The sequence below is a fragment of the Priestia sp. SB1 genome (genome assembly GCF_038898415.1).
In genome coordinates this window covers 59107-72710 of sequence record NZ_JBBJSS010000008.1, presented here as the reverse complement: position 1 = coordinate 72710, position 13604 = coordinate 59107, and the positions used below count along the sequence as shown (strand labels likewise).

The window sequence follows — 13604 nt, the reverse complement described above, 5'->3', positions numbered from 1 at the left end:
TGCTTAACTTTTTATATGGTATACATCCAAGAAACGTGTAAAGGAGCAGCTGCAGTGAAGATAGAGGACAAAAAATTTACGGAACGAGTACTGAAGCACTTACTTATTAGCAGTCAAATAGATGGCGTGAAATGTGGGCTTAATAGCTCTGTAACTCTATTGTATTTTACTAACTATAATAAAAAAGATGATAGTGATTTTGTATTGAATATCGAAACAACTTGGACTGTATATCCTGAAGCCCGCGATACATACCCATCATCAGAGGATGCAGTGCCTTTCCATACAGAAGAGCAATATTTTAAGCATATTTGGGATATCAGGAGACAAAAAGTAGTAAATGTTCAGCTGGATGCCGTATCGCCTCATCTTATCATTTCTCTAGAATCGGGGAGAGTATTATTTGTGAACGGTCATGATCCTAACTATGAATGCTGGCAATTAGGAGACCCTTTTGCAGGAAGTGATTGGGTTTTAGTTGCAACTCCGGGGGATGACATAGCTGTTTGGTGTCCTGAGGAGTTTGAATGAGCGTTATGTTAACTATTCTTACATATTGTATACAGAAAAATTACTAAGGGAAATGTTAAAATAAAACTAAAATATGGAGGGGAATTCATGAATACGATCCTAGAGAGCTTTTATGACTTAAAGGAAATACTGAGTTCTTTTAATAATCTTCATGAAAAGTACAATTGGCTGTTGACTGATTTAGATGGATCTTTTCCAGATAAGTACCTTGATTACTTTACTGACTACAGAATTTACAACAATGGAACGAGCCGCAATACATATTGGATTACAGGTGAAAAGCTCACAAAGCTTGCTAATAAAGAGGACATCTATTTTATATGGGGAGTTTTTTCTGCCTTTGATAAGAAAGAAACTATAAATTTAGATATGCTTAAAGAAGAGCCTTATGCTGATGGTAATCCGGGTTTTTGGATTGAAACACCGACAATTCAGCACCCTAAAGCAATTATAGAATTAGTTTTTTGGGACTCATCTTTAATTTTACTTTTGAGCAAGGACGAAGAAATATCTAGGAATTTTAGAAACAAGTTTGCAAAATGGAAAGACCTAGACAAGTATAATAACGAATAGTTTCATGACGTACATGTACTATCGGAAGATTAACTAACTAGAGGTAGGAGGGGAAAGTTGATGATTGATAATAGGCTACGAAAGATAAAGAATCATGAAACCGATGATTCTTTATCTGAGCTTACGGATACGGAAGTTTTATTAAATTTTCAGCGTGCCATTACCAGCTTATATCCCCATCTAATACGCATACATGCTCATGCTTATGAATCATGGGATGATATTGTCATCCCTTTATTTTATGAAATGGTTTATAAAACTTTTTCGTTCAAATATGGCGTTGAGATTATGGCAGATGAAGCACACCCTTTTTTGTTTACTTTAAGGTGTTACGAAGGCATTCATCATATCCAATGCCTTCCCAAAGCGTCATCGTTTCAAGGGATACTGAATAATGAAAAATTTGGTGTTAGCAAAGAGAACGTGGAAGGGAAAAAGCTTATTTTTAAGTCTTTTGGCGATAGTATTAATTGTTTAACAATGGGTCTAGATAGTCAGGGTCCTCAGGCTGTTCATTTTAATCTGGTTGAGGTAGATGTAGTATGTGCTCAGTCTAATAAACGCATTGGGATTGACGGGTGTACTACATTTTTTATTCATAAAGACGATGTAGAATTTGAATTTGTCGCTGAGACTTTTAACCAGAAGTTGCAAAAATAAAAAGGTAATTAACCTTACTGCCATAAACAAAATAGATTAATACATTCTAATTGTTTAGTTACTTACAAAGAAAGCTTTAGCTGCAAATAAAAAGAGAAAAGCATGAGAAAAGCAACTATATCAAAATTAGACAAATTAGTGGGCTTAAATGTAAGATGCGCGGGGAGAGCCTCAAATTTGTTTTGGCTAGGATTTGGAGAAAAAATTTTAGTAACCAGAAGGGGGAAAACGGAAGAGGTAGCTGAATACGCTTTACATATTCAATGTTCATGGCGTATTGTCAAAGGTAATAAAATTGTAGTAGCCTCACGGGATTTCTATTCTCCAAGAACAGGATTGGATGATGAAAATGAGTACTTTGAATGGGATGTCCAAGGAAATAATCGATTCGATGAACGAATTGAATCTTTTATAGAAGGTATAAACGAACACACGATTGTTGAAAGAGTTGACTCGGATGAAGTAGGAGGGCTAAAGGTCTTTTTATCTCAAGGTTATTTAGTGGAGGTTTTCCGGATACGTCAGAAGACGATGAGTATAGTGAGTTCTGGAGACTTTTCAACCGAAAGGAAGACAGCCCTCACTTTGTTGTCACAGGAAAAGGTATTGAAAACGAGTAATCGTATAATTAAAGAAACGGAAAAAGCACAAACCCGTTGGAACCAAACGTTTTTGTGCTTTTTTCTTATTTTATAGTTGAGTTACATATAATCATAAGCGGAATCATCAAAATAGAGCCAGTGATAATATTCAACCTGCGGATCTGTCATTTTTAAAACTTCTTCTTCATTGAATTTTTTATACTCAACTAATTTTTGTACTTTAGAATTTCTTTCCACTTGGCTCATTTTAAATCCTCCTTATAGTTTGAAAAGTAACAATGTATTTAAATTTAGAAAGCGTTTTCTTTTTTTCTTATTTTTATTATATATCTCAATATGAGATTAAAACAATATCAATTATAGATGATTTTTCAAAAAACAATATAGAAATGGTATTATGGCGTCGGATTGGGACAACAAGGCTTCTGCAATCGAAATTAAATAATAGGTGATTGCCAACGGCCAGGTTAAAAATTTTTGTTCGTATCGTTGCTTAATTCCTAAAAAAAATTATGATAACTAGCTCTATAAACTAAAAATAAAGCTAGCTGGGTTAAGCTAGCTTTATTTTTTTATGTTGTTTTGCAGAGTGATAAATTTTCAACTGTCGTTCACTTTGGTATAAAAACTCTTTATCAATTTCATCATGTTACGCCCCGAAGTTCTTGACATTGGATGATGATCTTCATCATCACGTGTACTCAGGTACCAGCTTCCCTTGTCATCTTCATTTAATCTATATACCTTATTGGTTCTACTATCTGTATAAAAGTTTCCATCCTTCAGTCTCAAACAATCCCCCCTCTACCACGTATCTATCCTGTATTATGCCCAAGATATCAATTTTATGAAAAATTTTATATACACAAAAACAGCAGGTTTCTTAATACGCTTATTATTGTGTATGTAATCTACAGAGGTGCAAAAAAGGATAAAGGCTATGAGTGAGAAAATATTTAGTAATGGAGAAATAGTAACTATAAGAGTATCGAATGAATCAGTAACAATCTTAAAAAATCATTATGTAAAAAACATGAAAAGATACTCTTATACAGTCGACAAATATCCAAGTACCTTTTTCTTTGAAGAAGAATTAAAAAAACACGAACTATAATTATTGATAAATAAGTTTTGATATAAAAATCTTTTTAAATAAAAACAGACTCTGAAAATAGAGTCTGCTTTTTAGTATGGTTTTTATGCTTTATTTACGTTTGTCGCTTGTGGTCCGCGTTGCCCCTGTTCGATATCAAAAGTTACTTCTTGACCTTCATCCAAGGATTTAAAGCCTTCACCTTGAATAGCTGAGAAGTGAACAAATACATCTTCTCCACCTTCACGCTCAATAAATCCAAAACCTTTGTCAGCATTAAACCATTTCACTTTACCGTGTTCCATTTTTTGTTGCCTCCTAGAATGTAGAAAATAAACCAGATTATCATTAAATCTAGCTTATTTATTATATTATCCCAATAGAGACATCTTAAACTTAAATTAATGTGATCTTTCTAACTTTCTTTATCAATACTCACTTCACTAAAAAGGTGATTGGGGTATGACGATTTACATCATAATGAGGTTCATATGCAAAAACATCAAAATATTTATAAGTGATCTTCTAAACATCGAAATGATAGAAGTCAAAGATCAACCAATGCCCACATACTCAGTATGGGCATTTTATTCATAAATATGAACTAAATTAGATGAGAGAGCACACGGGGACCCGTCTGCCCAAAAGAAAGGGAAGTTCACTCAAAATCTTTTTGAATAGTGGTGTAAAAATAGATTCTATTAGATAAGAATCTATGTACCTTTTCATATAAACCCAACCTTCGCATGAAGCATCCTTAAACATGTTTACAAATAAAAAATGACGCCGTTGGAGGCGCCATTTTTTATAGAATAGAGAAGGACACACCCTATGCACGGGCGGTACTCTTAACAAATCGTCTTGATTTGATAATACCCAGTGTTTAAATTTAATAAACCTTTTTTTGGTATGACGATTTATGCAGAATATCTACATGTACCTTTTATACGAGTATTCGGCTTATTATTTGTATATGGGATTTTTTGCATTCCTTAAAATGTTACTTTCTAATAATAATTCCTTATAGAGTATTGTCACACTCCCAATCAGTTCACGCGGATGAAAGGTTGACTCATCCAATTATTTATGCATTATCTAAAAAATGTATTTAACATAAGAACCTAATGGTAACACTATAAACAATAGTTAGTGAGTATGATTTCATTCCATATATTTAGGGTTTCGGTTAGTTAAAACGAGAAAAGACGAGATAAGAATTAATGAGCTATTTCTTTCACATAAGCTTGTCAGAATACTATCTAAAGAGAGGTCGAACAATATGAAAGTGACGGATACACTTGTTCAATGTTTAGAAAATGAGGGAGTTGAATATATTTTCGGAATACCTGGTAAAGAGACGTTGGATTTTATTGATTCTTTATCCAACTCTAAACAGATTCAATTCGTGAATGTGCGGCATGAACAAGGAGCTGCTTTCATGGCAGATGTATACGGAAGGTTAACAAACAAAGTAGGGGTATGTTTATCAACATTAGGACCAGGAGCTACTAATTTATTGACAGGTATATCTAGTGCAAAGCTAGACCACTCTCCTGTTGTAGCATTAACGGGACAGGCTGTTTTGGGGAGACAACATAAAGAGTCACATCAATATATGGACATTATTAAAATGGTAGAACCAGCAACGAAGTGGCGTGTTCAGATAAAAGATGCACAAACGCTTCCTGAGATTATTCGAAAAGCATTTAAAATTGCACAAATGGAAAAGCCAGGACCCATAGTAGTAGAATTGCCAGAAGACTTAGCAACTCAAATCGTTCCCATCAAACCTATTTCACCTACATCTATACCCGTAAGTATACCTATCATGGAGTCAATTCAGGCTGCCAATACTCTTATTTGGCAGTATGGGAGACCTTTTGTTATTATCGGTAACGGCGTTGTTAGACAGGAAGCCGTGGATGAGCTTCAACTATTTATTGAACGTCTTCAATCACCGGTTACCCATAGTTATATGGCTAAAGGTGTGTTATCTAAAGATCATCCACAAAATTTCTTTACGTTTGGATTTAATGAGAAAGATGAAGTGCTCGCAGGCTTAAAGGAAGCTGATCTGCTTATTGTAATTGGGTTTGATTTTGTCGAGAAGCTACCCAAAGAATGGAACACGGAAAAAACACCAATTTTACATATAGATACCTTACCAGCAGAAATAGATGAATATTATCCTGTAGAAGCTGAATTGGTTGGAGATATAAAGCAGACTTTACGGGTATTCAATCAGCTCGATATTCCTTCTAAACCGTGGATTCCTTCTGGTAATCTCCAGAAACAAATTAAGCAATCCTATCATATTGAAGAGAAAAAGATAGACAGCAATTTACTGCCTTTAACAATCGAGAATATCTTGCATAGTATCGATAAGCTCTCTTCAGAGGAAACAATTGTGATTTCAGATGTGGGAGCTCATAAAGTATCTATAGCTCGAACTTATCAACCCAAAAACGCTAACAAGTTCATTATATCAAATGGTCTAGCTTCCATGGGTATTGCTTTACCAGGCTCAATTGGAGCTAAACTAGCCTGCCCTAATGATTCAGTTATTTGTATTACTGGAGATGGAGGAGCTTTAATGAATTTTGCAGAAATAGAGACGGCAAAGCGCTTAGGGCTTTCATTCATGATTATTGTCTTAAACGACTCTACATTAAAAATAGAGCAGGAAATGATGAACAAAAAGTTTGGTAAGAGCTATGGAGTAACTTTTACAAACCCAAATTTTGTCCAATTGGCAGCTAGCTTTGGAATTAAAGGAGAACGGGCAAATAGTTTAGTCGAATTTGAAAATATAATAAAAAGAGCCTTAAAAAATGCAGATGAGATTATCCTAATTGACGTTCATCTAAAAAGCTGATTGCGATTTCTCCATTATTTTAACGAGTTATCTCTGTTAAGAGATTAATCTGTAGATTCACTAGGAAATAAATGTTTTTAATTTTTTTAAATAAGCTAAGCTGAGCTCAACCCAAATCCAACTATAAAGGAAAGTAAATACAAAAATTAAACCAGTAGTAGAAAGAGAAAAATTATTGGAGATCACGGGACCTAGCACTGGGAATTTGAAGATGCACAATAAGGTAATAATCCCAACAGTTAATGAGGTGGCACCACTTATAATAATGTACAATCTCTTTTTAAAAAAGTAAAAAGCAGCTCCTATGCCTATTCCCAGTATTCCTGTTGTAAAAGGAAAAATAATAAGTTCACTTGGCTGGATAATCAGAAGAAGCAGGTTTGTTAGTATATAGATAATAAACCCTAGAGGGAGCGAAAGTACAAAACAAAAAAGAATGGGTGCAGTAGATAATGGACTAATGAACATTCCTATTCCTGGTAAGAAACCTCCTGCTGATTGAAAAAGGGCTGCTATGCTGGCGAAAAGAGCGCCTGATACAAGCTGCTTAGTTTTAGATAATCTATTAAAAAGAAGCTGCGCAGATTTTACTTCATTTGAAAGAGACTTTAAAAAGTACATGAATTTCACCTCGGTTAACTGTTTTTACATTATAAGGGGGTAAAGATCCATTTGGACCACTGCCCGATATATCAACTCTTACATGTAATATATAAAGAAATTAAGAGGGAGCACTAATAAGTCGCATTTATTTTTACAGAAATAGGTCGTATCCGTTAAGATAAGTTTCTTTATCTTTTTAAAGGTATGTACTGTAGCCCATAAAATGAATCTTTTATGGGCTTTATTGATTAAAGGCTTTTTTATTTTATAGAAAGTTCATTTGCTCATTCCTATAAAATAGCTACTGAAAAAATTAAGCTATAATTTTTTTGGGGGAAATCAATGCTTAGTCAAATTTTATAAATGTAAATCATGGAACAATTTCAAAAACAGTACCTTGATTAAAGTCAGACACTTTCATAGAGCCATAAACTCCTAAATAAAGCCTCGTTTGTTCCAGGTTCGTTCCCAAACTAACGTAGTAAGCTGATTGAGAACCAAAATTATAATCAATTTCCACAACCCTAAAATCATTTATCTTACAATCTGTACCTGCCTTGGTATAAGCTAAAACTCCTCTAACTGGAGATTGAGATTCTTTAACCTGGGCAATATCCGTAAACATAACGCTTCCTGTTAAGCTAGGGATTTTATTTCCCATATATGGCTGAACTCCTGTAAGGGAGGTCCCTCCAAATTTGTTTGGACGGGGATCTTTGTGAAAATAACTAGTTAAAGGCTGAAGACGTCTCGCTGAAGTTTTTACTGCTTCATTGTAATAAGCAATTATTTTCTCATCCAAGGCCGGATTTTCAGAACACCTTTTTATAAATGAAGTTGGAAAATCTCCTTCCCACCCCCGCCAGCCAAGGTTAATAAATCCTTCGTGACTGAGTTTAGCTCTCATTAAAGAAGCTTGAACAAGTTGAGAAACAGGTATTGGCCTATAATGAACAAATGAAAAAATCGACTCTACCACGTCTTGTCCAACATTTCCCACATATTTGATGTACTGATTATAAAATTTTTGAAATGAAATGCCGGTTATATTGCGAACTCCTTTGGCAATGAGCGCAAGGGTTTCCTGAATAGGTGAGGGGAGTTCACTAAAACGTGTGACTGCGGGTGGATTATGGATGAATGTATTCTTACTTACATCAATTTCAATTATTTTTCCGTAAATCTCCATATCATCCTGACTTAAATTAAAGGGGTCATATCCTGATCCGCCATCTCCAATTGTTAAGATAAGTTTTCCAGTTTCAGGTGAAAAGTTTAAGCTGTTAACACCATTATGATTAAAAAATGGTCTTCTTAAGTTAAGTAACGTCCGTCTTTTTTGAGGCTGAGCATTTGGTTGGAAAATCCATTCTTCCACTGTATCAATATGGTCATATTTAGTTTCTCTATTTATCCACTTTAGGTTTGAAGTTTTAGGATCACACGGGTTAGGCTTAAAATGTTCAGAAAGTGCACCTGGTCCTTGTGTTCCAGCTACTGAGTAATGAAGATAAAACAGACCGTTATAATGAAATTCTGGATGAAACGCTAGCCCCAGCAATCCCCGTTCATCATATCCCCCACGAGAAACACCTGGTTCAGACGTACCCAATTTTATGATTTGTGAGCCAATATCTAAAAAAGTCCGTATAGCTCCATTCCTTATGTAAAAGATCTCTCCTACTTGGGTTGCAATAAATAAGCTTTCAATTGAGTCACCGGGAAGTATAGCTGTTTTCAAAACGGTAGGTAAATTTATCTTACTAATAATAGGCCGTAAACTAACCTTAGCTTTTATCAACTAACTTGACACTCCTTTTCAATGTTTTCTCTTATAAGAATATGATTGAAACTGTTCTATTAGTATCAATACTATTTTATAAAGTGCTGCAATTTAATTGAGAGACCTAATCGAGAAGCTTCTTTCATAAAACTTATTTATTCCTGGGTACGCCTGCTATTTTCTTCTCTTAGTACTCACGATTCTCCTAACTATTTGTAGTTTCCAGAAATTGCGACTAAGGAAAAAAATACTTAATTTACAAAAAATATTAATATTATTTTATGAATTGGAAAAGAATATGGCTTAGGAAAGGAGTGATTGCAAATGTCTATGAAAAAGTGGATAACGGGATGGGTCATTTTGTTTGCGATGCTTATCGGTGTGATAAATTCAGGGGCACTCGGCGTTTTGGCTGAATCGGACATGGTAAGACAAAAAGCCATGGAGGTTCAGTTGAACGATGATTACTTTAATCCAGAAACCATCACTATCCCAAGTGGAAAAACGATAACATTGATATTGAAAAATAAAGGTCAGAAAGAGCATACCTTCACAGTGGAAAAACTCGGAATCGATGCTGAAGTCCAGCCTGGAAAAGAAAAAACCATTACCGTGAAACCACAAAATTCCGGTACGTATGAACTGATATGTAGGTATCATTTCAATAGTGGGATGGTAGGGAAAGTGATAGTCAAATAACAAGCAGGGCCAATCGGTCTCTGCTTTTTGAAGTGAATATAGCATACTTTCTTAGTTAACATAATAGATTTTAAAGGTGCAAATAAATCATTCACAAGTTCAAAAAAGTAATAAATATTAATTTGAAATATATACTAAATGAAGAAAAGGCACAGGAAAGTATAGAATAAAAACAGCATGTATATCCACATTATGAAAAAACGTATCCTTAATGCGCGATGAACATTGTTTAATTAAAAGGAGGAGTTTTATATGAGTGATAATCAATCAAATGATTTAGAACAGGTATCAGAGGAATTAGCTGATCTTGAGAAAGAGTTTGCAACAAAGCCTTCTGATCCTTATCCCCATAAGTATTATACTGGAGACACTTCTATAGTTTCTAATGCTGTGCCAGGAAACGATAAAGAATAAAAATTTCCCCTTATCTATTAATAGATAAGGAGAAATTTAGAGCATATAAGCTTAAGCACTGTATTTTTCCAGAACCAAAATACATCTCATAAAAAGACAGTTATATTTCATTTATTATTTTAAATCAAAAGTATTCGCTTTCATTTTTTGCTTTTCCGAAATCATTTGATAGGTTATAATAAATATCTACAAAAATATTAAATGATATGTAAGTAACAAGCAATTACACCCTTAATATTTAACTAAACAGAAAAACTCCCTTAAGGTATTAGGGGAGTTTTTCTGTTTTTATGTACACTATATAAGGGTAATTTACCATAATAATAGGACAAACTCATTTTTCAACTCTAACTAATGTTTTTTCTGGCATATCAATATCGTCAATGTCAAAGTAATGGATGTTTAACGTTAATTTCCTCTCTGGTTCTTTAGCTTCTTCTCCTACCCAACAACTATACAATTCAAAAAAGTCTCCCGATTTAAGATAGCGGTCCATCAATTTGCATAGTGCAATTAGTTTCTCTTTTGATTCTTTGCGCCTGCTCTTATTCATATATTCCGTAATCTCAATTCCCCAATCACTTGCAACTTCATAAACATAAAGGGTAGTAAATTGGTGTTTCTTTATGTTCAATCGATTTCTTTCATCTGAAAAGCAACTCCCAATAGTAACTAAATCATCTAATTCCTTATTAATAGGTAATTCTACGTTCGAACCTATATAAGTAGCTAAACTCATTTGTATTCACTCCGTTCCTCATCTAAATAACCCGTTAAGTTTTGTGGAACTAACCTAGGTTGTTAACATCCTGTTATCAAAAAGGTGTTTCACTAAACTCTATTACAAATACTCGAGTTTTATTCAAGGTTTACTATTATTCTACTGAACATATGAATAGGCTGCGAAATGTTTATATACCTGTAAATGGGGGATTTACCATATAAGAACATTGATACCTAATTGGAAGGAGAATGAAAAATGAACAATAATACTGAAACCGTTGAAAATAAAGTAGAGGATAAACTAAATGAAATGAGTCAAGAGAAGAAAGACAACATCCTTTCTAGTTTTAACGAATTTAAAAGTTACTTAGGAGATAAAGTCACAAAAGGTGAGAAACTAGGGTTAAATGATAATCAATTAGCTCTAGCAGCTAAAAAAATAGCTGACTATCTCGCAACCCATGAGGAGCCACAAAATGAAGAGCAATACTTGTTACATGAGTTATGGAAAGTTGGAAACGAGGAAGAACAACATCATCTTGCTCATATGCTTGTTAAATTAGTCAAAGAATAATCTAAATCGATTATAGATTGCGTTTTGCCACTATTTAATAGAGGTTCAAGTGAATTCAATCCACATAGCAAAGAGCCACTTGCGTAAAATAAGTGGCTCTTTTTTTTCTTTCATGCTGCACCTCTTTTTATTTTTTAGTAGGTCCCTGCGATGCATCAATTAAAAGATAAAGCTATATTTCCCCAACAATAATTTGACTACATACTATAACTCACTTCATTGAAAACATCAGTACGAATCCAACGGATTCGTATTTTTCGGTGACATTCAAAATACGTACCAAGCAATAGAAAGAAGAGGTTTTGAACGTTTATAATTCGGTTAAACATGAAGTAACAAATTATTTTTTATTTATTCTGCATATTTAAATTATTCGTTCGTAATGGTACAATAAAATGATGGAAAGAAGATATGATGCTTCTTTCTTAATAAAGGATGAAGAAATATGGATATTAAGGCTCAGCAAACAAAATTGGCGAATAACTTGGGCAAATTGTTACGAGATAACTTTGGAAAAGGCCCCGAGGCTGTTCATGTTACGATTTATGAACCTTATGTTGTTATTTATGTCAGTGGCTTTGTATCGCCGATGGAACAAGTACTGTTAAACCAGAATGAAGAACTTCAGGTTATGACTACAAGAGAGCTTTTGGTAAAGACTCTTGAACCTCAAATCACTGGTCAAATTAAAGGGATTACAGACCTTGACATCCAGCACTTATATTATGATTGGAATTTAGATCATCACTCCGGAATTTTTGTGGGAGTTTGTCTGGACGATTTGAAAGCCGATTTGACTGAGGGTGACCCTTACCCAGGAAAACAAGCAATTCATGATCGGATTATAAAGATGAGTGAAATTGCACAAAAAGGGCCTGAGAAAATCTCTTCGTATAAATTAAGTGATCGTACATTGGTCATCGTAAGAGAAGGAATACTGGTGGCTATTGAAAAGCAGCTAATTTCGTTGGGTTTTGATGACACCTTACGCATCTCTAAACGCCCTTTGGAAAAAGGAATCTTACGACAAAACGATGACTATGATGAGATATTAAATGCAGACATTCTTGATATTTTTGTGGATTGGGATTTTGAAAAGGATAATAGCATTATTACTCTTATCTTAAAACCAAAAAATTAATAAGGCAGTAATGAATTGGACACATTGTGCCAAACATAAGCCGAGGAAGAAAAGCTCATACCTTTTCTTTTTCGGCTTATTTTTGTTGTTTCAAAAGAGTAAGTCCTTTTGTAACGGAATAATTCCCTAAAATAGCATCTGAAAATAGGATGTGCCAACAGAAAGGATTTGGTCGGTATGGCTGATAATCATGAGATTGTATTGTTTATAAAAGAGCTTCGTCGATTGTTGCAGGATTACCAAAAGTATGACAATGAATTTTACAAAGAAGAAATTAGCAAGGATATAATACTTTTAAGTACCATTATCTACGGAAGTAAAATTGGAATTTTAAATAAAAGAAGAATCTTTAAACATAGAAAATACAAAGGTAAACAGAAACCAATCTATTAAAAATGTACTAGTATGACTAGTTTACATTTTATAGAAAGTGAATTCTTATTACCTAAAATGATCTTATGATGAAGAAGGAGTTTTCATAAAACATCACGAATAGTATACCTTATGAAACTAGAAACTAGGTGCACCATCTATGGATAAAACGAAACTGGAAAAAGAATTAAGTAGTTATATGGGAAGGTTACTTCGTGAAAACTTTGGAAGAGGTCCTGGAGGTGTATTCACCGTCATTTCTCCTCCTTTTATAACCGTTTATTTTAAAGCCTTTTTATTACCTTTAGAAAAGGCTTTGCTAGACAAGGGACAAGTTATCTATGTTCAAAAAACACGTGATTTGTTGATGGAGACTTTAATTGAAGAGATAAAAGGATATATCCAATTAAATATACATTTAGATATTGAAGAATTTTATTATGATTGGAATTTAGAGCTGCAGTCTGGCATGTTTATCATGATCCATTCTGATAAAAATAACATAGTCAACCATTCCTATAAAAATCAGAAATTGCTGCATAAAGAAGTTGAGGAAGTGACTCAAAAAGCAGAAAAACTTCCTCAAGATGTTTCTTCTTATTTATTAGATCAGAGAACACTCCTTATAATCAGGGAAGGTATTATGGTAAATGTAGAGAAAGAATTAGTTCAATTAGGGTTTGAAGAAAACCTTACATTGGCTAAAAGAAATCTCGAAAAAAGGCTACTCCATGAGCATAGCCAATCATTAGAAGTAATTTTAGATTCAAAGGTAACAGATATACTAGTCGCATGGGATTTTCATAAAGATAAAAGTACAATTCTTCTGATTTTAAACCCAACTTCATAACGGCACTGATAAGCTAGGCACTGAACTAGATGTAGGCCAAAAAGAAAGGTTATCTAACCTTTCTTTTTGGCCTATTGTTTTTCCTCTCCTATTAAAATAAAGAAAGTGGTG

17 protein-coding genes are annotated in these 13604 nt (G+C 33.9%); 11 read left to right on the top strand and 6 right to left on the bottom strand.

The window, feature by feature from the left end:
- The first annotated feature begins 54 nt into the window (after window positions 1-54).
- The 4 genes from WKH56_RS26505 to WKH56_RS26490 all read left to right on the top strand — a co-directional run bounded on the left by WKH56_RS26505 (window position 55) and on the right by WKH56_RS26490 (window position 2460).
- Window positions 55-531, top strand: a complete 477-nt coding sequence (locus WKH56_RS26505; RefSeq protein WP_221833612.1) for a hypothetical protein — start codon at window positions 55-57, stop codon at window positions 529-531.
- A gap of 87 nt (window positions 532-618) precedes the next feature.
- The gene (locus tag WKH56_RS26500) at window positions 619-1104 is read left to right on the top strand and encodes a hypothetical protein (protein WP_221833610.1); all 486 of its coding nucleotides are present in this window, start codon (window positions 619-621) and stop codon (window positions 1102-1104) included.
- A gap of 60 nt (window positions 1105-1164) precedes the next feature.
- Window positions 1165-1764 carry a hypothetical protein gene (locus tag WKH56_RS26495; protein ID WP_221833700.1) on the top strand — a complete coding sequence of 200 codons (600 nt, stop codon included), beginning with the start codon at window positions 1165-1167 and terminating at the stop codon, window positions 1762-1764.
- A gap of 102 nt (window positions 1765-1866) precedes the next feature.
- A complete protein-coding gene (locus WKH56_RS26490; protein WP_260505858.1) occupies window positions 1867-2460 on the top strand; it encodes a hypothetical protein in 594 nt (197 codons plus the stop codon).
- Window positions 2461-2465: 5 nt separating this feature from the next.
- On the opposite strand, the gene WKH56_RS26485 is transcribed toward WKH56_RS26490, so the two are convergent.
- The 3 genes from WKH56_RS26485 to WKH56_RS26475 all read right to left on the bottom strand — a co-directional run bounded on the left by WKH56_RS26485 (window position 2466) and on the right by WKH56_RS26475 (window position 3764).
- The gene (locus WKH56_RS26485) at window positions 2466-2612 is read right to left on the bottom strand and encodes a BH0509 family protein (protein ID WP_014460666.1); all 147 of its coding nucleotides are present in this window, start codon (window positions 2610-2612) and stop codon (window positions 2466-2468) included.
- 354 nt (window positions 2613-2966) lie between these two features.
- Window positions 2967-3158: a hypothetical protein gene (locus WKH56_RS26480; protein ID WP_033578611.1), complete on the bottom strand. Its 192-nt coding sequence runs from the start codon at window positions 3156-3158 to the stop codon at window positions 2967-2969.
- A gap of 405 nt (window positions 3159-3563) precedes the next feature.
- On the bottom strand, window positions 3564-3764 hold the full coding sequence (locus WKH56_RS26475) for a cold-shock protein (protein WP_013056409.1): 201 nt from the start codon (window positions 3762-3764) through the stop codon (window positions 3564-3566).
- 974 nt (window positions 3765-4738) lie between these two features.
- Between WKH56_RS26475 and WKH56_RS26470 the strand changes: the two genes are divergently transcribed.
- A complete protein-coding gene (locus tag WKH56_RS26470) occupies window positions 4739-6334 on the top strand; it encodes an acetolactate synthase large subunit (RefSeq protein ID WP_048018660.1) in 1596 nt (531 codons plus the stop codon).
- A gap of 60 nt (window positions 6335-6394) precedes the next feature.
- Here the strand turns inward: WKH56_RS26470 and WKH56_RS26465 are convergent, their stop codons facing one another.
- The gene (locus WKH56_RS26465; RefSeq protein ID WP_048018661.1) at window positions 6395-6955 is read right to left on the bottom strand and encodes a YybS family protein; all 561 of its coding nucleotides are present in this window, start codon (window positions 6953-6955) and stop codon (window positions 6395-6397) included.
- Window positions 6956-7307: 352 nt separating this feature from the next.
- Window positions 7308-8738, bottom strand: a complete 1431-nt coding sequence (locus WKH56_RS26460; RefSeq protein WP_221833608.1) for a PQQ-dependent sugar dehydrogenase — start codon at window positions 8736-8738, stop codon at window positions 7308-7310.
- 306 nt (window positions 8739-9044) lie between these two features.
- Here WKH56_RS26460 and WKH56_RS26455 point away from each other — a divergent pair, with 306 nt between their 5' ends.
- Both WKH56_RS26455 and WKH56_RS26450 read left to right on the top strand, forming a co-directional pair.
- The gene (locus WKH56_RS26455) at window positions 9045-9419 is read left to right on the top strand and encodes a cupredoxin domain-containing protein (protein WP_221833606.1); all 375 of its coding nucleotides are present in this window, start codon (window positions 9045-9047) and stop codon (window positions 9417-9419) included.
- A gap of 252 nt (window positions 9420-9671) precedes the next feature.
- A complete protein-coding gene (locus WKH56_RS26450; RefSeq protein ID WP_165635770.1) occupies window positions 9672-9833 on the top strand; it encodes a hypothetical protein in 162 nt (53 codons plus the stop codon).
- Between the two features lie 334 nt (window positions 9834-10167).
- On the opposite strand, the gene WKH56_RS26445 is transcribed toward WKH56_RS26450, so the two are convergent.
- Entirely contained in the window at window positions 10168-10572 is a 405-nt protein-coding gene (locus WKH56_RS26445; RefSeq protein WP_221833604.1) for a hypothetical protein, read from the bottom strand.
- A gap of 240 nt (window positions 10573-10812) precedes the next feature.
- Here WKH56_RS26445 and WKH56_RS26440 point away from each other — a divergent pair, with 240 nt between their 5' ends.
- The 4 genes from WKH56_RS26440 (at window position 10813) to WKH56_RS26425 (ending at window position 13493) form a co-directional block, all read left to right on the top strand.
- Window positions 10813-11130, top strand: coding sequence for a DUF3243 domain-containing protein (locus WKH56_RS26440; protein WP_014460657.1), 318 nt, complete (start codon window positions 10813-10815; stop codon window positions 11128-11130).
- 445 nt (window positions 11131-11575) lie between these two features.
- Entirely contained in the window at window positions 11576-12271 is a 696-nt protein-coding gene (locus WKH56_RS26435; protein WP_014460656.1) for a Na-translocating system protein MpsC family protein, read from the top strand.
- A 177-nt stretch (window positions 12272-12448) separates the two neighbouring features.
- Window positions 12449-12664, top strand: coding sequence for a hypothetical protein (locus tag WKH56_RS26430; protein WP_342836988.1), 216 nt, complete (start codon window positions 12449-12451; stop codon window positions 12662-12664).
- A gap of 139 nt (window positions 12665-12803) precedes the next feature.
- Window positions 12804-13493: a Na-translocating system protein MpsC family protein gene (locus WKH56_RS26425; protein ID WP_033578617.1), complete on the top strand. Its 690-nt coding sequence runs from the start codon at window positions 12804-12806 to the stop codon at window positions 13491-13493.
- Window positions 13494-13604 lie beyond the last annotated feature (111 nt).